Below are 19134 nucleotides of genomic sequence, written 5' to 3'. Positions count from 1 at the left end.
CCCACCCGGACCTGGAGTCGGGCCCGGGAAGCCGGCGGAATTTTTTCTCGCCGCCGGTTGTGCAGAGTCCGCGTGAATTCATCCCGTACCCGCTTGCCCCTCAGCCGTTCAGCCATCCTCTTCCTCGTCGCCGCCCTGCTCCTCGTGGCCCAGTACGCCATGGCCGCTGCTCCCGAGCCGGCCGCGGCACCGTCCACCCCCGTGGAGCTGGTCTCCCGTGGCCACAGTGGCGCCCTGCGCGCCGTCGTCGTGCCTCCGGGCGAGACGCTCCAGCCCCACTTCTCCGTCCGCCAGGACGTGAAGGAGGCCCGCTGGCTGGCGCTGGGCTCGGACACCCAGGCCCTCGCGTCCGTCACCGACGAGGGCTGGAAGGCCCCGGCCCAGCCCGGCGTCTGGCAGCTCGCCCCCGCCACCCCCGGCGCGGAGGCCGGTCCGCACGCCGTCATCACCCCCGTTCACTTCGACGGCTCGAAGACGCAGCTCAACGGCTACCGCATCGGCCGCTGGCCCGCCCGCGGTGCCGGCCGCTCGGGCCGCTACGCCCCTCCGGAGCTCCTCATCGAGGTGACGCGCGAGAACCAGGACTTCGCCGTCTCCGAGCACTTCCGCCTGCGCCACTTCCTCACCAAGGACCAGGCCAACGTCTGGCCCAAGTACCTCGTGCTGGACCTGCGACTGGTGGACAAGCTGGAGCTCGTGCTCCAGGAACTGCGCACCCAGGGCTACCCGGCCAAGGGGCTCCACGTGATGAGCGGCTTCCGCACGCCCCAGTACAACGGGCCCGGTGAGAATGGCCGCGCGAAGTTCAGCCGCCACACCTACGGGGATGCCGCCGACGTCTGGCTCGACGACAATGGCGACGGGCAGATGGATGACCTCGATGGCAACGGGCGCGTCGACGTGAAGGACGCCGAGGTGCTCGCCCGCGCTGTCGACCGCGTGGAGCAGCGCGTGCCCGAGCTCATCGGCGGTTACGGCGTCTACCGCGCCAACCGCGTCCACGGGCCCTTCGTGCACATCGACGTGCGCGGCACCCCGGCCCGCTGGAGCAAGCGCTAGCCGCGCGCTCCTCCGCACGCGGCGGAAGACTCGCCTGCCGCGGGCACCGGCTTCACCGTCAGCGCCCTCAGCACCGCCCCATCCTGGCGGTAGATGTCCGGCCGGAACTGCACCCGGCCGTCCGCGCTCACGAAGCTCGTCCAGTAGAGCAGGTACACCGGCACCGGCGCTGGCAACTCCACCCGCCGCTGCTTGCCGCTGGAGGCCTCCATCTCCGCCGCCAGGGATGCCTCCGTCCAGCCCTCGTGGCCCCGCAGCAGGAAGTCCGCGAGCTTCGCCGGCTCGGACACCCGGATGCAGCCGTGGCTGAAGGCCCGCTGCGCCTCCGCGAAGAGCTTCGGGTTCGGCGTGTCGTGCAGGTAGATGGAGAAGCGGTTGGGGAACATGAACTTCACCTGCCCCAGCGGATTCGAGTCCCCCGGATCCTGCGCGAAGCGGTAGGGCAGTGACCCCGCCTCCAGCCCGCTCCAGTCCACCGTGCCCGGATCCACCGGCTCGCCCGTGGCCCGGTTGTACGTCGTCAGCCCCATCCGCGCCGCCGCCCCCGGATCCTCCTGGAGCTTCGGCAGCACCTCCTCCGCGGTGATCTTGCTCGGCACGTACCAGGTCGGATGGAGCACCAGGTACTCCACCTCGTCCTGGAGGATGGGCGTGCTCCACTCCGGCTCCCCGATGATGACCGGCATCCGCAGCATCGGCTGGCCCTGCTCCACCGCCTCCAGCTCGAAGGCCGGCAGGTTCACCAGCACGTGCCTCGTCCCGAAGTCTCTCGGCGCCCAGCGCCAGCGCTCCAGGTTCACCAGCAACTGCGCGATGCGCTCCTCCACCGGCACCCGCAGCGCTCTGAGCGTCTCCCCGCCCACCTTCCCGTCCGCCGCCAACCCATGCCGCCGCTGGAAGGCCTTCACGCCCTCCTCCAACTCCGCGTCGTAGAGGTCCTCGGGCACGGGCCCCCGGGGAGACTCCGGGGCCCGCTCCTCCATCGCCGCGCGGACGAGGTCATCCACCAGCGCCGCCACGCCCACGCCCGGCGCTCCCGGATAGAGCAGCCGCTCCTCTGGAGCCGGAGGCAGATCTCCCGTGGCGCGCAGCCGCTCGCGAAGCACCGCCACCCGCGGCTCCTTCATGCCCCGCTCGAGCGGCTTGCCGTCCGGCACCAGCGGCCAACCTCCCGCGGCGGCGATGGCCCGGTAGCGCGCGAGCGCCTCCCGCAGCCGGATGTAGCCCTCGTGAGTCGGAGAGAGGCTGCGCAGCGTGGCGGCCAGGTCTCCACTCGCGAGCGCCCCCTCCAGCACCGCCGCCAGCACCACCGCCCCCGGCCGCTTCGTGCCCCACTCGAGCGCGCGCGAGGCCACCTGCCCGGACAGAAGATGCGTGGCGTAGGTGAGGAAGCTCGACGTCAGCCCCAGCTCCACCGCCACCCACGTGTCCCCCGTGTCTCCGCCCAGCGTCAGCCGGCGCATGGCCTCGTCGAGCTCCACGCGCTGATAGCGCCCCGGCCACAGGCCCTCCGCCTCCGCCTCGCAGAGCGCCGCGAGGTACTGGCCCACCTGGGGCCGCACCGCGCCGTCATAGGAGAACCACGCCGGCTGGAAGCCCCGCGTCTCGTAGAACAGGACGAGCGCCTTGTTGGAAGAGTGGGCCCGCACCGCGGACTCGAGGGGCGCGGGCTCCCCCGCCGCGAGCGCGGGCGTGCCGAGGAGCAGGCAGCACAGGAGGACGGGCCAGAAACGCATGGGACGACGGTAGGCACCCCTCCAGTACGAGGCAGGCAAGCAGGCTCGCCCGCTCGCTCACCTGCCCGCCCACGGTGGCAACCCCCCACTCCCTCGAGCCCTCACAACTGGCGGAGGGGCTTCCATCTTCATGGCGCGAGGAGAGGCTGCGGCCGAGACATGAGCAATCCCATCGCAAGAGCCCTCATCGGCTTCGTCATCTTGATGCTGGTCCTGGCCCTCTCCCTCTTTCTACCGGCCGGCTCCTTCGGCTTCTGGCGAGCCTGGGTCTACCTCGCCGTCTTCGCGGCCTGCGTCCTCCTCATCACCGCGTATCTGATCAAGTATGACCCGAAGCTGTTGGCCAGCCGTGTCAGGGCCGGCCCGGCCGCCGAGACCCAGAAGACCCAGAAGCTCATCACCGGCCTGGCGAACCTCTTCTTCATCCTCCTGTTCATCGTCCCAGGCCTGGACTTCCGGTTTCACTGGTCGGAGGTGCCGCGAGCCGTGAGCTGGCTCTCCGATGGGTTCGTGGCGCTTGGATTCTTCATCGTCTTCCTCGTCTTCAGGACGAACAGCTACGCCAGCGCCACCATCGAAGTGGCGAATGAGCAGACGGTGATCACCACCGGTCCGTACCGGGTGGTCCGGCATCCCATGTACGCGGGCGCCAGCCTCCTGCTCGTCTTCACACCGCTGGCCCTGGGCTCCTGGGTGGGGGTCCCCGTTGCCCTGCTGGTGATACTGGCCATTGCGGCCAGGCTGCTCGATGAAGAGAAATTCCTCCGAGCACACCTGGGCGGCTACGAGGAGTACCGGCAGAAGGTGCGCTACCGCCTCATTCCCTTCATCTGGTAGCGCCCCCCTCGATGCGGCCATCAAGGGCGCCGCTGTCACCCGTGCTCGTGAGGTTGCGCTCCTGTACCCGCGAAGAGCTGGCGGCCGAGCGCGTCACTGCTCCCCTCGACGTAGTAGCGCTCGGACCAGGAGTCGTCCTCTCTCAACGAGAGGGGCGCGTCCACGGCGGCCCTTCCGCTCCGGGTGCGCTTCTCGTTCTCCTTCGAGACGGCGCCGCGGAAGTGGTAGTGCTCGAACATCCGCATGAACTCCGTGGCGTAGATGTCCGCGACCGCCAGGTCCCCGCGAATCACCAGGCTGTTCTCGTCGTTGTTCCGGGTGGAGTTGTTCGAGTAGTTGGCCGAGCCGGTGATGAGGATCGGATCGTTCCCGAGCGGATCCACGGCGATGATCTTCGAGTGGATGTGGATGCCGTCATGGTGGAAGCTCTCCGGCGTCATGAGGAGCTGCCGCTGGAAGTCGTGAAGCGGGGTGTGGAGGGTCGTGGCCACGCCCAGCTCGTTGGAGGGGTCCCCTTCGATGAGCCGCACCTGCTCGGGTTTCCCCAGGCTGCCCTCCTTGTCCACCAGGAGGTACTTCAGGGTCCCCGGCCGCGCGGGTTCGCTGGACAGGACATCCAGCAGCGCCGGAGCGAGCGCGAAGGGAGCGCACACCATCAGGTGGCTGGCCCGCTCGCACAGGGAAGCGTACAGCCCGAGCATGTCGTCATTGGACTGGGGCGAGAGGATGGGCCAGATGCCAGGGCCCGGGGGAAGCTCCTCCTCGTCCAGGACGGAAGAGAGCTCGCGGGTGGCGGTCTTGAGCGGGCCGCTCCCGGTATCCGCGAAGAGCAATTGGAAGTACCGCTCGTAGGCGCCCGCGACCGCCTCGTCGTACACGGCGTGCCCCACGTTGAGCTGCCCGTAGATGGCGCCCTCCGTCCAGTTGGTGGAGCCGGTCCACACGGCTCGCGGCTCGCCGTCCTGGAGCAGGACCACGAACTTGTTGTGGCTGATGGCGCTCTGCGGAGCCGCCTTGCGCTGGTGGACCTGCGCCCCGCTCTGGACGAGCCTGCTCGCGGCGACCGCCTTGTCGTTCTTCTGCCAGGTGGTGTCCTTCTCGCCGGCCTGGCGGTGGTGGTACACGGCCTTCACCTCGGCGCCGCGCTTCGCCGCGTCCACCAGCCCCTCCAACAACTCCGGCTTCTGGAACTCGTAGATGGCGGCATGGAGGGCGTAGCCCTCTCCCTCGGCCTGTGCCAGGAACGCCAGCAGCGCCTCCTCGAGGCCCCGTGACAACCACTTCAGCGCCTTCTGCCTCGCCTGGGGCTCCAGCTCGTCGGGGTCCTGGGCGCCGAACATGTCGTTATAGGCCTGGCTGGCCGCCGCTCCCCGATTGAAGAAGACGGCCGTGCTCCTCGAGGTGGGCGACTCCGTCTTCAGGTCGAGCTCCACCATGGCGCCAGGGGTCAGCGTGTCCCAGAGCCCATAGCGTGCGATCACCCGGTAGCGGTATTCCGCCCCCGGCTCGACGGTGTAGTCCCCCCAGCGGAATTTCTGCACCGGGGAATGCTCAGTCGTGATGGGGCCGGTGCTGACATCCTTCGGGAACCGGAGCCGGTTGGGCAGCCACCTCCAGGCGACCGGAGTCTTCTGCTCTGGATCCAGCCGTGCCCTCTGGATGGAGAACCCGAGGCAGCCCTCGCGCTTCGCCTCCTCCAGATCGATTCCCAAGAGGATGTTGTGCGTGCCGGCGATGGCGCGAACCGTCAGGCCTCCACTGCTCTTGCTCACTCTCACGTTGCACCTCCCACAGGGAGAGGGTGCGTCCGGGGAGCGGATGTGACCGGGCGGGGCGGCCAGGCCCGGCCCCCGGGCACGAGGAGCGCGCGGCCCGGAAGGCGCTCCGTGGGAGGCTCAATGATGAGGGGGAGCCTCCGCCGGCTCCTGCTCCCCGGAGCGGGCTGGAGCATCGTGCGCATCGTCGTGCACCTCCTCGTCGCGCACCTCCTCGCCGTGCTCCTTGGAGTAGCCCCCGGTGATGGGGACCTCGGCGGCGTGCTCGGCGGTGTCCGCGTCGGCGTGACGGATGCGGTCCGCCATGTCCACGGCGATGGCGGCGGCCTCCTGGGCGGGGGCGCCCTCGCTGAGGTGCGCGTAGGTCCGCTCCGCGTTCTCGTCCCGCTCGCGGAGACCGCTGTGGTCCCCGGCCTCCCCGGGGAGCTCCACGCGCAGCTCCCGCAGGCTCATCCGCAGCGCGGCGGCCATGGGAAGTGCGAGCAGCGCACCGATGATGCCCAGCAAGGTGCCCCCGATGAGCAGCGCCAGGATGACCATCACCGCCGGCAACCGGAGGGCCTTGCCGTAGACGCGGGGCACGAGGATGCGGCTCTCGAACTCCTGGTACACCATCATGGCCGCCACGACGATGATGGCGGGAACCACGCCCCGGGAGAGCGCCGCGAGCGCCGCGGGCGTGGTGCCCAGCAGCCCACCGATGAACGGCAGGACGTCCGTCACCCCGGCGAAGACCGCCAGCGCCAGGGCGTTGGGCACCCCGAGGACCGTCAGCAGCACGAGGGCGAAGAGCGTGATGGCCGCGGAGGTAATGAGCTGCCCGCGCATGTAGCCCCCCACGATGGTCTCCAGGTTGAGCAGGATGCGCGCGAGCCGGAGGTGGTAGCGGCGGGGCACCACCGCGTAGAGCGCCCCGCGGACCCGCTCGCCATCGGCGATGAGGTAGAAGGCGAGGACGAGGGCGGTGACGCCATAGCCGAGGATGACCGCCGCCCGCTCCGAGATGGAGATCGCGTAGTGCACGGCGCGCGAGAACAGCGCCGAGGAGGCGCTCCCCTGCCGCACCGACTCCGCGAGCGGCGCCAGCAGGCGGTGGTTGCGCATCCAGTCCGCCGCGTGCTCGCGGTACTCGGGCACCTGGGACAGCAGGGACGATGTCTGCCGGGCGAGGGCTGGCACGGTGAGCAACCCCAGGAGCCCGAACAGCAGGAGCACGCCCACGAAGGTGCCCAGCACCGCCAGGGGGCGGCTCAGGCCGCGCTTCTCCAACCACGCGACCTCCGGGGCGAAGGTCCCGACGAGCACCAACGAGACCAGCACCAGGACGAGGATCTCCCACAGCTGGGCGAGGAGCCACCCGCCCGCGAGGAAGGCGACCACCCACCAGAGGCTCCGGGGAGAGATCTCCACCCGGACGACCTGCCGGGGTGAATCCCGTTTCGAGGAGCTCGCACCCATGATCCCGCCTCCCTGAAGGTTCTCGGGCTAGTGGTGGCTGGACGCGTTCCACGACGTCAGCCCATCCGCGCTCACGGAGCCATTGGCGCTCCGTGGGGGTGAGGCCCCATCTCCCGTGGACGGTGCGGGTGCCGTGGACGGGGCATGGGTGATGACCTGGGCGGCCATCAGCGTCTGCACCACCCGGAGGATGTCGTCCGAGCCGGCCGTGACGGCGCTCTGGCCACCATTCGAGCCCGCGGCGCCGAAATTGACGAACTGGCTGTTGGCGAGCGCCCCGGCCACCGCGCGGGTCAGCTCCGGAGCCAGCTCCAGACGGCGCAAGTCGAGATACACCTGCCCCGTCTCCAGCAACGCCCGCGCCTTCTTGCGGATGGCATCCGCCTCGGCCTCGGCGACCAGCCGGATGCGCGCCGCCTGGGCTCGTCCCTCCGCCTCCAGGGCGATGACGTTCTGATCCGCGTCCGCCTGGGCCTGGGTGATCTGCGAGGCGCCCAGCTCGGCCTGACGCAGCTCGCGGATGACGGCCTGGCGCTCGGCCTCGGCGCGCGCGATGGCCGCTCCGTTGGCGGCGATCTGCATCTTCAAGGCGCGCTCCTGGTCGTTGATCTTCTGGGCGGCCTCGAGCTGGGCGATCTTCGCGCGCTGTTCCTCCCTCGCCTGGACCACGTCCGCGCTGGCCTTGGCGCGTGCCGCCGATTCCCGCCGCCGGGCCTCGGCCACTTCGCTCAGCACGGCCTTGATGTTGAGGCTGTTGAAGGACAACCCGAGGTCCAACAGCTCGCGGGAGCAGGCCTCCTTGATGATGACCGCCAGCTCGTCATCCTCGCCGTGCGCCACCAGCGCCTCCTTGTCCTTGAGCGGAGCCGAGGCCGCCGGCGCGGCGGTGCGGGAATTGAAGAGCTGGTCGTGCTTGAGCAGGTTGATGGCCCGCCTCCCCGCCGAGGACAGCACGTCGGTCAGCGTCGAGAGCTGTTCGTCCGGGGATTTGGAGAAGAACTTGTTCGCGGAGGTGTTCACCATCGCGTCCTCCTCTCCGACGCTCACGATGGCGGAGGCCTTGACGGTGACCTTGACGGGCGCGGGCGCTCCGCTCGCATCCATGTCCGCGGTCTGGTCGGTGATCTCGATGTCCACGTTGATGGCGGAGGCGGGGATGGTCCGGCTCACGGTGAGGATGGGAATCACCACCGCCTTGCAGGGCCCCCGGTAGATGCGGAGGTTGCCATTGAGCCAGCTCACCAGGCGGATCTCCCCGGCCTCCACGTCCCGGAGGAATGCGCTGACGACCATGGGAGTCAGGAGGATGACCAGCAGGGTGACCGCGGCCGCGATGAGCAATGGATTCACGGAAGTCTCCTTCCCTCAAAATAATGAGACGGTGACGCGCTCGTTCTCGGGATCGATCTCCTCGATGCGGAGCTTGTCCCCTACCCGGACTGGCAGCATCGACTGGCCGTCGACGAGCCGGGCGCTGAGTTGGACGCTCCGGCCATCGCGGATGACGCGCACCAGCCCCTTGCCGTTGCGGAAGGGAGTGACCGCGCGCGCGTCCTCCATGAGGAGCGCTGGGAGAGGCGAGCTGGGCCGCCCCTGAAACCGGAACGCCAGCGTCCAGAGAGGCGCGAGCACGAACCGCTCCACCAGAAGCGCCGGGAGAAGCGCCAGCAGTGCCACGAGCCAGAAGGACGAGAGGGTGAGCGCCAGCACGTTTCCAAAGGCGCCGTAGAGCGCCAGCAGGCTGAAGAGGAGGCGAGGCTCGGGCAGGAAGTGCATGAAGCCGTGGCCGGAATCGCTCCCAGGCACGGCATGGCCGTGGTGCGTCACGTGCGTCACATGCGTCACATGCCCGCTCCCGTGTCCCAGCCCGTGATGGAAGACCCCGGGAATCGCCATGGCGCTCAGACCCACGAGCCCCACGCACATCACGATGAGGAAGAAGAGCATGTGTCACCCGGCCTTTCATGGGGGCGAGAGGGGAAGCGCCCGGCAGCGGGGCCGTCCGCTCCCGCACTTCGCGCCGTGCGAGCCCATCCTCCATGAATGGGAAGTGTGCACACGGGCCACACCCCGCGTGGTCCAGGGGGAGGAGATGCCGAGCCCGACAGCCGAGACACCAAGCGATAGGGGCTGGCTGGACGGCCCGCCTCCCATGCGGCGGAGGCGTGGGTGGTGGGTACCCGGGGCCGTCCTGTTGATGGCCCTGGTGGCCTTCGTGCTCGCGCGCCATGCCGAGGAGGAGCAGTTCCTCGTCCTGTTGCGCCAGGCACGGCCGGGATGGCTGCTGGTGGCGGTGCTGCTCCAGCTGGCCACCTACCTGTGTGACGGCGTCCTGTGGCAGCGCGTGCTGAGGCACACGGGCGTGCGAGCCCCCGTGTGGGGGCTGGCCCGGCTGTCGCTGATGAAGCTCACCTTTGACCAGCTCATCCCCACGGCGGGCATCGGCGGCTCGATGATGGTGGCGCGAGGCCTTCGCAAGGTGGGAGCCGCCCCGAGAGCGGCGGCGGCGGCCATCCTCATGACCCTCCTCTGCTTCTACGCGGCCCAGGCGCTCTCGGTGGGCTGGAGCCTCGTCTACCTCTGGTCGCACGAGGAGCTGGATGCGCTGGTGCAATGGATGGCCACGGCCTTCTCCGGGTTGGCCGTCGCCGTCCCCGCCGTCATCCTGCTGCTCGCCGGGCGCGAGGACTGGCGGCCCGGGCCGTGGTTGCGAAGGGTGCCCGGGCTCCCGGCCCTGTTGCGCGCGGTGGCCGGCGTGCCTCCTGATCTGCTCCGTGACCCACGGCTGCTCACGCAGGGCACCCTGCTCCAGACGGCCGTCTTCGTCCTCGATGCCGCCACGCTGGGCGCCCTGGTGCGGGCGCTGGGCGAGTCCACCTCGCTCGGCACCGTGTTCGCGAGCTTCATGATGGCCTCCGTGGCGCAGACGGTGTCCTTCCTCCCCGGAGGCGTGGGCACCTTCGAGGCGGCCTCGGTGGCCATGCTCTCCTTCCTCGGATTGCCGGTGGAGGCCGCGCTGACGGCCACCCTGCTGTTCCGGGGTTTCACCTTGTGGCTGCCGCTGCTGCCCGGCTTCTATGTGCTGCGCTGGAGCCTCCCCGGCAACAAGGGCCAGGATGACCCTGGACCTCCCGTTCCTCCCCAGCGAGCGGGCTCGCCCGCTCGCCCTCCTGACCGTCCACGTAGGCCACCCCCCAGCCAATCGAGCCTTGACTGAACGTCCTTTCAGCTTCACCCTGGGAGTGTGAAGCCTCGTCCCATCTCCAACCCGACCAACCCCTGGGACACCACCGCGGTGGAGTACCTGGAGGAGATTCCTCCCGCGAAGCTGGAGGTGCTGGAGGACCACAGCCGCGAGGTGCTCGGGCGCAACGACAGCCCGGACGTTGGCTTCACCTGGAGCGTCAATCCCTACCGGGGCTGCCTCCATGCCTGCGCGTACTGCTACGCGCGGCCCTACCACGAGTACCTCGGCTTCGGCGCCGGCACGGACTTCGAGACGAAGCTGGTGGTGAAGCCCCAGGCCCCGGAGCTGCTGCGCGCGGCCTTCGAGCGCAAGAGCTGGAAGGGCGAGACGGTCGCCTTCAGCGGCGTCACCGACTGCTACCAGCCGCTGGAGGCCTCGCTGCGGCTCACCCGCGCCTGCCTGGAGGTCTGCGCCGAGTACCGCAACCCGGTGGGCATCATCACCAAGGGGCCGCTCATCGAGAGAGACCTGGACGTGCTGAAGACGCTCGCGCAGGAGGCCCGGGTGTCGGTGTGCATCACCCTGCCCTTCCACGATGAGCAGGTGGCACGCGCCATGGAGCCATACGTGGCCACGCCCAGGCGGCGCCTGCAGACGATGGAGCGGCTGGCGGCGGCGGGCATTCCGGTGGGCGTGGCCGTGGCGCCCGTCATCCCCGGGCTCAACGACGAGGACATGGCGCGCGTCCTCACCGCGGCGAAGGAGGCCGGAGCCACCCGCGCCTTCTACACGCTGCTGCGGCTGCCGGGCCCGGTGCAGTCCGTCTTCGAGGAGCGCCTGCGCGAGAAGCTCCCCCTGCGCGCCGAGCGGGTGCTGCACCGCATCCGCGAGACGCGCGGAGGAGCGCTCAATGATCCGCGCTTCCGCGTGCGCATGAGTGGCGAGGGGCTCTACGCGGACACCATCCGCAAGCTCTTCGACACCACCGCGCGCCGCCTGGGGCTGAACACCGCGTGGCCCTCGGATGGGGCGGAGAAGGAGAGCACCTTCCGCCGCCCCATGAAGCCGGGCACGCAGCTCAGCTTCTTCTGAGGGCTACCAGACCTCGCAGTGCTGCGCGGCCGGGCGCACCAGCTTCGCGCCCTCCTTGCACTGGAAGGCCTGCTGGAACTCCTTCAGGTTCCCCACCGGCCCGTTCACCCGCCAGTACGGCGGCGAGTGCGGATCCGTCACCGCCATCTGCCGCGCGAACGGATCCCGGTACTTCGAGCACCACGACTGCGCGTAGCCCAGGAAGAACTGCTGGCTCGGCGTGTAGCGGTAGCCATTCACCTGCTTCGCCGCCTCCGGGTCCCTCGCCATCCACGCCTCCATGGCCGCGTGCGCCAGCTTCAGCCCGCCCAGGTCCGCCACGTTCTCGCCGAGCGTCAGCGCGCCATTCACCTTCAGCTCGTCGATCGCCGTGTACCCGTCGTACTGGTCCTTCACGCACGCCACGCGCTCGCGGAAGGCCTTGTCCGAGCCCGGCGTCCACCAGTCGCGCAGGTTGCCCTCGGCGTCGTACTGGCGGCCCTCGTCGTCGAATCCGTGGGTGATCTCATGCCCCACCACCATCCCCATGGCCCCGAAGTTCACCGCCGCCGTCGCATCGCGGTTGAAGAACGGAGGCTGCAGGATGCCCGCGGGGAAGACGATCTCGTTGAAGGGCGGGTTGTAGTAGGCGTTCACCGTGGGCGGCGACATCAGCCACTCGTCCTTGTCCACCGGCTTGCCGATCTTCGCCAGCTGCCGCGCCTGCTCGAACGCCGACGCGCTCACCCACGAGCCCAGGAACGAGCCGCGCTCCACCTTCAGCGCGTCGTAGTTGCGCCACCGGTCCGGGTAGCCGATCTTGTTGACGATCTTCCGCACCTTCACCAGCGCCTGCTCGCGCGTGGGCGCGTCCATCCACGCCAGCGTGTCCAGGTTGCGCTCGAAGGACTTCTCGATCTCCACCACCATCTGCTGCGTGGTCGTCTTGCCCTCCACGCCGAACGTCTTCGCGATGAAGGGCTGCGCCAGCGCCTCGCCCAGCGCGCCGTTGGTGAAGCGCACGCACTTCTTCCAGCGCGCCACGTCCTCCTTCGCGCCCGTCAGGTTCTGCGAGGTGAAGCGGAAGCGCTCCTCCTGGAAGGCCTTGGGCAGCGCCGGAATGACGCTCAGCACGTAATGCGCCGTCAGGTACGGCTTCCACGTCTCCGGCTTCGCCGACTTCACCAGCCGCTCCACCTCCTTGAAGAAGGGCGGGTGCGTGACGTTGAGCGCCTGCACATCCTTCGCGCCCGCGGCCATGAAGTACACGTCCCACGGGAAGGCCGGCGCCTCCGTCTTCAGGCCCTTGCGCTCCAGCCGGTGGTAGAGGTTCTTCGGCTCGCGGCGCTCCACGCGCGACAGGGACACCTTGGCCAGCGCCGTCTCCGTCCCCAGCACCGACGCCGCGCTCTTCGCCCCCTGCTCCGGCGTCTCGCCCAGCAGCACGAAGAGGTTCTTCAGGTGCTCCTCGTAGGCCGAGCGCAGCCCCTTCGATTTCTCGTCGTCCTTCAGGTAGAAGTCCCGGTCCGGCAGCCCGAGCCCGCCCTGGTCCACCTCGCCGATCATCTGGCTGGCGTCCTTCAGATCGTTGCTGGAGCCCATCCGGAAGAGCGGGAACACGCTGCGCGCGTGCATCGTGCCCACCACCTGCGCCAGGTCCTTCGCGTTCTTCACCGCCGTCAGCTTCGCCAGCTCCGCCTTCAGCGCCGGCAGCGAGGCCTCCAGCTGCGCCTCGTCCATGCACGCGCCGTAGAAGTCACCGAGCTTCTGCGCGTAGGCCGTCCCCTCGGGGGCCTTGCCCGTGGACGCGCCCTCGAGGATCTCCCGGAGCACCTCCTCGTTGCGCGCCGCGATGGAGTCGAAGCCGCGTGACCAGCGCGGGCGATCCGCGGGGATCTCCGTGCTCTTCACCCAGTTGCCGCACGCGTACTCGTAGAAGTCCTCGCACGGGTTCGCCTGCTCGTTGAGCGCCGCGCCATCCAGGCCGGGCGGCAGCGGCTTCACCTCGGGCGCCGGCTGCTCCTGGGGGGGCGGCGTCGGTGCGGGCGTGGGAGCGGGCTCCGCCGTCTTGCAGGCGGTCACCACGAGACAGCAGGCGGCGAGTAGTGCCTTTCTCATCCAGTGTTTCTCCGTGTGGGGAAGTCGAAGCGGGCCGCACCCTACCCGGCGCACGGCCCGCTGCAACGTCTGGATGACACGGACATTCCAACCCGGGACGCTCGGCACCCTCACCCCGTCCCTCTCCCGGAGGGCGAGGGGTTCTGGTCACGGGGGTGAGGGGGTTGCGCGGGGTGGTGATTGCTGGGGGGCTACTCCTTGCCCAGCATTCCGTCCCGGAGGCTCTCGTCCACCGGGCTCTTCCCCAGCCACACCGAGAAGAGCGCGTCCGAGAAATCCTTGCCCTCCACGGAGATCTTCTGCCCGCCCTTGCTCTCGATCGTCGTGCCCTTGCCCGGCACGTACGTCAGCAGCAGCTCCTCGCCCTTCTTCACGTCCGGAATCGCCGCGGTGAACGTGTCCAGCCGCTGCTGCAGCGCCGGCAGCTTGTCCTTCGAGTTCTTCTTGAACCCGTCGACGATCGCCTCGGTGATCGTCTTCTTGTCCAGGTCGCGAAGCATCGACAGGCGCACCCGCTTCACCTGGTCCGACTCGATGACCTGCTGCCCGCTCTGCGACGGGTTCTCCACGTACAGGCCGGCCGCGTACACGTTGAAGACGAACTTCTTGCGCAGGCCCGCTCCGTTCAGCTTCAGCTCCTTGCCCTCGGCCTTGAGCGTGTCGGGGAACTGCACGCCCGAGACCTCCTTGGCGGCGGCGGGCAGCGCGAGCACAACGGCCATCACGACGGCGAACAGCGTGGCGTTCTTCATGACCCCTCCTGACAGGGTGGAGGCGAACACCCTAGCCGTTCTTCCGCACGAACTCCTCCATGAAGGAGACCAGCGTCCGCACGTTGTCCACCGTCACCGCGTTGTAGATGGACGCCCGGATGCCGCCCATCGTGCGGTAGCCCTTGAGGCCCACCATCCCCGCCTTCTTCGCCTCGGCCACGAATTGGTCGTCCAGCGCCGGCGTGGGCAGCTTGAAGACGACATTCATGTACGAGCGCGACTCCCGCTCCACCGGCGCATGGTAGAAGCCCGCGTGCTTGTCGAGCGCCCCGTAGAGCAGCTCGCCCTTCTGCCGGTTCCACGTCTCCAACTGCGCCAGCCCGCCCACCTGCTTCGCCCACGCCAGCACGTTGCGGCACAGGTAGATGGCCAAGGTCGGCGGCGTGTTGTAGAGCGAGTTGTTTTCCGCGTGGGTCGAGTAGCGGAAGATCTTCGGGATGTCCTTGCGGCCGCGGGCGATGAAGTCCTTGCGCGCCACGGCGATCAGTACGCCCGAGGGGCCCAGGTTCTTCTGCGCCCCCGCGTAGATGAAGGCGAAGCGGCTCACGTCCATCGGCTTCCACAGGAAGTCCGAGCTCATGTCCGCCACCAGCGGCACGTCCCCCACCTCGGGCCAGCGGTGCCACTGCGTGCCGTAGATGGTGTTGTTGCTCGTCAGGTGGACGTAGGCCGCCTTGGAATCCAACTGCAGCTCGTCCTGCCGGGGCACCCGCGCGTAGCGCTTGTCCGCCAGCACCGTGGTGGCGGCGATGCGCGCCTGGCCCACCAGCCTGGCCTCCTCGTAGGCCTTCTCGCTCCACACCCCCGTCATCAGGTAGTCCGCGCTGGCGCCCGGGGGCAGGAAGTTCATCGGCACCTGGGCGAACTGCTGCGAGGCCCCGCCCGTGAGGAAGACCACCTGGTGGGTGTCCGGGATGCCCAGCAGCCCGGTGAGCAGGGAGATGGCCTCGTTGTGGACGGACTCGTACTCCTTGCCCCGGTGGCTGTGCTCCATGATGGACATGCCAGAACCCTGGAAATCGAGCAGCTCGTCCCGCGCGCGCTCGAGGGCGGGCAGTGGCAACCCGGCGGGGCCGGCGTTGAAGTTGATGACGCGCATGGTCATGTCCTCATGGAAGTGAACAACCGCACGGCCATTCTGCCCCACGCCCCCCCCAGGGGAAGCGGGAAGCGCGGCGTCCGTCCACCGGCCAGCGTGTGGCCGGTGCGACGCGGGGTGGGTCCATGAGCCGGGTGGGTTCCTCTCGGGAGCTGACGGAGTGGGTGGTGCGGGCCGCACGAGGGGAGACGCCTGCCTTCAGCGAGCTGTACCGGCGGACCCGGCCCCTGGTGGCCCGGCTGACGGCCAGCTTCGCCCCATTGGACGCGGATGAGGTGGAAGACGTGATTCAGGAGACCTACGTGCGCGCCTTCAAGGCACTCCCCCGGCTCAAGGAGCCGGCGGCCTTCGAGGCGTGGCTCCTGTCCATCGCCCGCAACCGGGCCCGCACCCGCCTGGAGCGCAAGGGCCAGACGCGCCGCATGGACGAGGAGGTCTCCGACCCCCAGCCGGAGACCGTCTCGGTGGTGCCCGAGGCCCTTCAGCTCGAGCGGGACATGGCCGTGGTGCGCCAGCTCATCGCCGAGCTGCCCGAGGGCGAGGAGAAGAAGACCGTGTACCTCTTCTACGTCGAGGGCGAGCTGTCCGCCCGGGAGATCGCCGAGCAGCTCGGGGTGGGCAAGAGCGCGGTGACGATGCGCCTGGAGCGGTTCCGGGCCCGAATCAAGCAGGAGCTGCTCCGGCGCGTGCTCGCTGGACGGTGGGAGTAGGTCGCATGAGACACCTGGATACCGAAGCCCTGCGAGCCCTGGACGCCGGTGAGCCGGAGGCGGTGGCGTACTTCCGCGAACACCTGGCGCACCCGTGCGAGGCCTGTATCGACTTCCTGGCGAGGACTCCCGGCCCCGGGCTGCTCGATGGACGGGTGGACTCCGTGCTGCTCCACCTCGCGCCCGTCCGGCCGGAGGCGCCCCGGCTGGACGAGGTGGGTTACGCCCGCGTCCGCCGTGGCCTGCGCGGCCCCACCCCGGGGCCCTGGCGCAAGGTGGCCGCGGCCATGGCGCTGGCGGCGGGCCTCGCGGGGCTCGTCGTCCTCACCCGCGCCCAGGTGCAGCCGCCCCGAGGGCAGAAGGAGGCCTGGAACGGGGAGAAGGGCGTGGGCACCCTCGCCCTGGAGACGTCCATGGTGGCCCGGGAGCCGGACGGCCACCTGCGCCGGGTGGACCCGGGCACCACCGCCTCGGAGCGGGACGTGCTGATGCTGCGCTACCACGCCACCGAGGCCGGCGAGGCCCTCCTCTTCCAGCAGCGCGCGAACGCGGAGCCCGAGCTGCTCGGCCGCTTCCTCCTCCAGGCCGGCACCCACGAGCTGGAAGGCCCCCAGGGCCTGGTGGGCATCAGCCTGGAGGGCGAGTCCGGCCCCCTCACCTTCTGGCTGGTGGGCTTCCCCTCGGGCCAGGTGCCTGCCCCGGAGGAGGTGCGTGAAGCACTCACCCGAGGCGACATGCAGGAGCGTTCCGTATTGGCCATCAATCGGTTCGATCTCCACGTGCGAGGCCATTGAGGGCACAATCCCGCCCACGGTGAGACGACTCGTCTTCGCACTCCTGGCGGTGCTCGCGGCCTGCGCGAGCCCGGCCTCGCTCGACAAGGGCGGGAAGGGAGGGCTCGTGTCCGTGAAGGTGGACGAGCGCGCCCTGTCCCAGGCCTATGCCCCCCGCCGCCTGGCGCTGCTGGTGGGCGTGTCGCAGTTCCAGGACGAGCAGTGGAGGGACTTGCGCTACTCCGCCAAGGACGCGGAGGACCTGGCCGGAGCGTTCAGGGATCCCGCGCGCGGCCACTTCGATCAGGTGCGCGTGCTCACCCGGTCCGAGGAGACGACGCGGGCGGCCATCCTCGGCGCGCTGCGCGAGCTGCGGCAGCAGGCCACCCGGCCGGATGACGTGGTGGTGGTGTACTTCTCCGCGCACGGCACGCTGGCGCGCGACGGCAAGGGCGAGCTCAAGCGCTACCTGGTCACCACGGATGCCTCGTTCCGGGCCATCCCCCAGACGGCGCTGGCCATGGACGAGCTGAAGGCCGAGTTCGACCAGCTGCCCTCGCGCCGCCGGCTCATGGTGCTGGCCACCTGCCACAGCGGCAGCGGCAAGTCGCTGCTGCCCCGGGAGCTGGAGGCCGAGCTGGCCGGCATCAAGTCCGGCTTCTACGCACGGCCCCTCGAGGAGTCGAGCCGCGCCTCCATGGTGTTCGCCGCCTGCGACTGGGGCGAGACGGCCCGCGAGGACGAGGGGCTGCGCAACGACATCTATACCCACTTCCTCATCGACGGGCTCAATGGCGCGGCGGACCGCAACTTCGACGGCGCCGTCACGGCCACCGAGGCGCATGACCATGCGCGCCGCCACACCTACGCCTTCACCGAGGGGCGGCAGCGGCCCTCGGCGGAGATCCTCGAGGTGGGGGCGGATCCGGTGGTGCTCTCCGGCCACATCGATCGGACGGGCCGCCCGGAGCTCTTCTCGTACAACCCCCGGCTGGACGGCTTCACGCTGAAGGTGGATGGGGAGCCGCGCACGGAGCTGCCCGGAGGCGCCGCGGTGCCGCCGGGCCGGCGCACCGTGGAGCTCACCAAGGGGGATGACGTCCTCATGCGCCAGGTGGTGGACATCGGCGCGGGCGAGCGGCTGCCGCTGGAGCGCTTGCTGGCGGGGAGCCTGCCGCGGCGCTCGCTGTCGCTGATGGGCGGCATGTTCTCCTTCGTCGACGCGCGCAGCCGCAACGAGCTGCTGCCCGCCTCGCCGGAGCTGGCGCTGGTGCTGCGGCTGGAGGAGCGGCCGCTGCCGGACCTGAGCCTCGTCTTCGACCTGAGTGGCAGCCGGGGCCGGCAGAGCCTCCACCTGGCGCCCGGCGCTTCGGTGCCCTTCACCTACACCTCGCTGTCACTGGGGGCCGCGGTGCCCTACACGTGGCGGTGGGACCGGCTGTCGCTCTATGCGGGCCCGCGTGTGGCCGCTCTGTACCTCCAGCGGTCCTTCCAGACGGAGGCCTTCACCGGAGCGCAGCAGTACTTCACCTTCAGCCCTGGCGTGGTGGGCGGCGTGGTGTGGCGGCTGGGCGAGCGGCTGGAGCTGGCCGCGCAGACGCAGCTGATGGTGACGTACGTGGTGGTGGATGGGCAGGGACAGGCCGTGGGTTTCTCCGGCGGATGGGCCGGAGTGGGGTACCGCTTCTGATGCGCCAGACCAGCTACAGCGTGATGATGGCCCTCGCCCTCGCCCTCGTCACGGGCGCATGCGGGGGATTCGACAACGCCCCCTTCCGGACGGGCACTGTACGGGGCTACCTCCGCGAGGCCGACCCGTTGGTGGCCGTGGTGTCGCTGGTGGGCCACCCGGAGCTGCGCGGCCCCGTGGCCGGGGATGGCACCTTCGTGCTGGAGGGCGTGCCGGCCGGCCCGGTGGAGCTCTTCATCGTGGCCAGCGCGGACAAGGCCGTGCGGCTGCCGGTGGTGGTGCCCGGAGGCGGCTCGGCGCGCCTGGAGGACGTGGTGCCCCGCGCTGGCGGCTTCCTGGACCTGCGGGTGCGGGGACCCGCGCGCCAGTTGGTGGAAGGTGGGCTGGTGTCCGTGACGGGCACGCCCTTCCAGCAGCAGCGGCTCCTCGAGGACGGGAGCCTGCGGGTGGGTCCCCTCCCGGAGGGCTGCTACACGCTGGAGGCCTCCGCCACCGGCTTCCCCGCGAAGGCGACGGAAGCGTGCGTGAAGGAGAGCGAGTCCAAGGAAGTGAGGATCCAGCTGCCCGAGCCGAACGACGACGACCAGGGCTTCCTCCACCGCGGCTGTGGCACCATCGGCTGCGAGCGCAGCCTTCCGTGCACCCCGGAGGGCCAGTGCCAGGAGTGCGTCTCGGATGAGCAGTGCGCCCCGGGCCTCTCCTGCCGCGACGAGCGGTGCCAGCCCCCCGGCATGCCCTGAAGCGCCGACATTCTCGAAAACTGGGAAACGCGGGGGGCGTTTGCGGATGGATGCCCTCCAGGGCAGCGCCCCAGGAAGCCCGAGCCATACGTCGGAAACAGCGTTACG

At 69.8% G+C, this 19134-nt stretch carries 16 protein-coding genes; 8 read left to right on the top strand and 8 right to left on the bottom strand.

All coding sequences use genetic code 11. The features are described 5' to 3' along the window. The first annotated feature begins 72 nt into the window (after positions 1 to 72). The gene (locus NR798_RS16505; RefSeq protein WP_375772431.1) at positions 73 to 1059 is read left to right on the top strand and encodes a hypothetical protein; all 987 of its coding nucleotides are present in this window, start codon (positions 73 to 75) and stop codon (positions 1057 to 1059) included. On the opposite strand, the gene NR798_RS16500 is transcribed toward NR798_RS16505, so the two are convergent. Continuing rightward, entirely contained in the window at positions 1056 to 2795 is a 1740-nt protein-coding gene (locus NR798_RS16500) for a murein L,D-transpeptidase (protein ID WP_375772430.1), read from the bottom strand. The genes NR798_RS16505 and NR798_RS16500 overlap by 4 nt on opposite strands. A 159-nt stretch (positions 2796 to 2954) precedes the next feature. On the opposite strand from NR798_RS16500, the gene NR798_RS16495 reads away from it, so the two are divergent. Further along, positions 2955 to 3632 carry a methyltransferase family protein gene (locus NR798_RS16495; protein ID WP_375772429.1) on the top strand — a complete coding sequence of 226 codons (678 nt, stop codon included), beginning with the start codon at positions 2955 to 2957 and terminating at the stop codon, positions 3630 to 3632. 35 nt (positions 3633 to 3667) lie between these two features. Here the strand turns inward: NR798_RS16495 and NR798_RS16490 are convergent, their stop codons facing one another. From NR798_RS16490 to NR798_RS16475, 4 genes are all read right to left on the bottom strand, one after another. Then, positions 3668 to 5410, bottom strand: coding sequence for a phospholipase D-like domain-containing protein (locus tag NR798_RS16490; protein WP_375772428.1), 1743 nt, complete (start codon positions 5408 to 5410; stop codon positions 3668 to 3670). A 117-nt stretch (positions 5411 to 5527) separates the two neighbouring features. Beyond that, positions 5528 to 6865: an AI-2E family transporter gene (locus NR798_RS16485; protein ID WP_375772427.1), complete on the bottom strand. Its 1338-nt coding sequence runs from the start codon at positions 6863 to 6865 to the stop codon at positions 5528 to 5530. Between the two features lie 27 nt (positions 6866 to 6892). Then, complete coding sequence (locus tag NR798_RS16480) at positions 6893 to 8215, bottom strand: hypothetical protein (protein ID WP_375772426.1); 1323 nt, start codon at positions 8213 to 8215, stop codon at positions 6893 to 6895. A gap of 15 nt (positions 8216 to 8230) precedes the next feature. After that, positions 8231 to 8812: a hypothetical protein gene (locus NR798_RS16475; protein WP_375772425.1), complete on the bottom strand. Its 582-nt coding sequence runs from the start codon at positions 8810 to 8812 to the stop codon at positions 8231 to 8233. 205 nt (positions 8813 to 9017) lie between these two features. Here NR798_RS16475 and NR798_RS16470 point away from each other — a divergent pair, with 205 nt between their 5' ends. Continuing rightward, positions 9018 to 10082, top strand: coding sequence for a YbhN family protein (locus NR798_RS16470; RefSeq protein WP_375772424.1), 1065 nt, complete (start codon positions 9018 to 9020; stop codon positions 10080 to 10082). 27 nt (positions 10083 to 10109) lie between these two features. Continuing rightward, positions 10110 to 11144, top strand: coding sequence for a PA0069 family radical SAM protein (locus NR798_RS16465; RefSeq protein ID WP_375772423.1), 1035 nt, complete (start codon positions 10110 to 10112; stop codon positions 11142 to 11144). A 3-nt stretch (positions 11145 to 11147) separates the two neighbouring features. Here the strand turns inward: NR798_RS16465 and NR798_RS16460 are convergent, their stop codons facing one another. The 3 genes from NR798_RS16460 to serC all read right to left on the bottom strand — a co-directional run bounded on the left by NR798_RS16460 (position 11148) and on the right by serC (position 15113). After that, positions 11148 to 13241, bottom strand: a complete 2094-nt coding sequence (locus NR798_RS16460; RefSeq protein ID WP_375772422.1) for a M13 family metallopeptidase — start codon at positions 13239 to 13241, stop codon at positions 11148 to 11150. A gap of 191 nt (positions 13242 to 13432) precedes the next feature. Continuing rightward, positions 13433 to 13993, bottom strand: coding sequence for a chalcone isomerase family protein (locus tag NR798_RS16455; protein ID WP_375772421.1), 561 nt, complete (start codon positions 13991 to 13993; stop codon positions 13433 to 13435). Positions 13994 to 14024: 31 nt separating this feature from the next. Further along, positions 14025 to 15113: a 3-phosphoserine/phosphohydroxythreonine transaminase gene (serC, locus tag NR798_RS16450; protein ID WP_375772420.1), complete on the bottom strand. Its 1089-nt coding sequence runs from the start codon at positions 15111 to 15113 to the stop codon at positions 14025 to 14027. 125 nt (positions 15114 to 15238) lie between these two features. Here serC and NR798_RS16445 point away from each other — a divergent pair, with 125 nt between their 5' ends. The 4 genes from NR798_RS16445 to NR798_RS16430 are packed head-to-tail and all read left to right on the top strand — an operon-like array spanning position 15239 to position 19026. Continuing rightward, positions 15239 to 15823: an RNA polymerase sigma factor gene (locus NR798_RS16445; protein ID WP_375772419.1), complete on the top strand. Its 585-nt coding sequence runs from the start codon at positions 15239 to 15241 to the stop codon at positions 15821 to 15823. 5 nt (positions 15824 to 15828) lie between these two features. Continuing rightward, complete coding sequence (locus NR798_RS16440; RefSeq protein ID WP_375772418.1) at positions 15829 to 16617, top strand: hypothetical protein; 789 nt, start codon at positions 15829 to 15831, stop codon at positions 16615 to 16617. A 19-nt stretch (positions 16618 to 16636) separates the two neighbouring features. Then, positions 16637 to 18286, top strand: a complete 1650-nt coding sequence (locus NR798_RS16435) for a caspase family protein (RefSeq protein WP_375772417.1) — start codon at positions 16637 to 16639, stop codon at positions 18284 to 18286. Then, positions 18286 to 19026 carry a carboxypeptidase-like regulatory domain-containing protein gene (locus NR798_RS16430; protein ID WP_375772416.1) on the top strand — a complete coding sequence of 247 codons (741 nt, stop codon included), beginning with the start codon at positions 18286 to 18288 and terminating at the stop codon, positions 19024 to 19026. The genes NR798_RS16435 and NR798_RS16430 overlap by 1 nt, the downstream gene beginning before the upstream one ends. Positions 19027 to 19134: the final 108 nt, after the last annotated feature.

This window comes from Archangium gephyra, from assembly GCF_042230915.1.
GTDB classification, from domain to species: Bacteria; Myxococcota; Myxococcia; order Myxococcales; family Myxococcaceae; genus Archangium; species Archangium gephyra_B.
The sequence above is the reverse complement of the archived record's forward strand: the minus strand, read 5'-3'. Positions and strand labels throughout refer to the sequence as shown.

Excerpts from the sequence above, each read along its gene's own strand:
- NR798_RS16460 (WP_375772422.1), bottom strand. The coding sequence starts at position 13,241 with ATGAGAAAGGCACTACTCGCCGCCTGCTGTCTCGTGGTGACCGCCTGC.
- NR798_RS16430 (WP_375772416.1), top strand. The coding sequence starts at position 18,286 with ATGCGCCAGACCAGCTACAGCGTGATGATGGCCCTCGCCCTCGCCCTC.
- NR798_RS16500 (WP_375772430.1), bottom strand. The coding sequence starts at position 2,795 with ATGCGTTTCTGGCCCGTCCTCCTGTGCTGCCTGCTCCTCGGCACGCCC.
- NR798_RS16455 (WP_375772421.1), bottom strand. The coding sequence starts at position 13,993 with ATGAAGAACGCCACGCTGTTCGCCGTCGTGATGGCCGTTGTGCTCGCG.
- serC (WP_375772420.1), bottom strand. The coding sequence starts at position 15,113 with ATGCGCGTCATCAACTTCAACGCCGGCCCCGCCGGGTTGCCACTGCCC.
- NR798_RS16445 (WP_375772419.1), top strand. The coding sequence starts at position 15,239 with ATGAGCCGGGTGGGTTCCTCTCGGGAGCTGACGGAGTGGGTGGTGCGG.
- NR798_RS16470 (WP_375772424.1), top strand. The coding sequence starts at position 9,018 with ATGCGGCGGAGGCGTGGGTGGTGGGTACCCGGGGCCGTCCTGTTGATG.
- NR798_RS16440 (WP_375772418.1), top strand. The coding sequence starts at position 15,829 with ATGAGACACCTGGATACCGAAGCCCTGCGAGCCCTGGACGCCGGTGAG.
- NR798_RS16475 (WP_375772425.1), bottom strand. The coding sequence starts at position 8,812 with ATGCTCTTCTTCCTCATCGTGATGTGCGTGGGGCTCGTGGGTCTGAGC.
- NR798_RS16495 (WP_375772429.1), top strand. The coding sequence starts at position 2,955 with ATGAGCAATCCCATCGCAAGAGCCCTCATCGGCTTCGTCATCTTGATG.
- NR798_RS16485 (WP_375772427.1), bottom strand. The coding sequence starts at position 6,865 with ATGGGTGCGAGCTCCTCGAAACGGGATTCACCCCGGCAGGTCGTCCGG.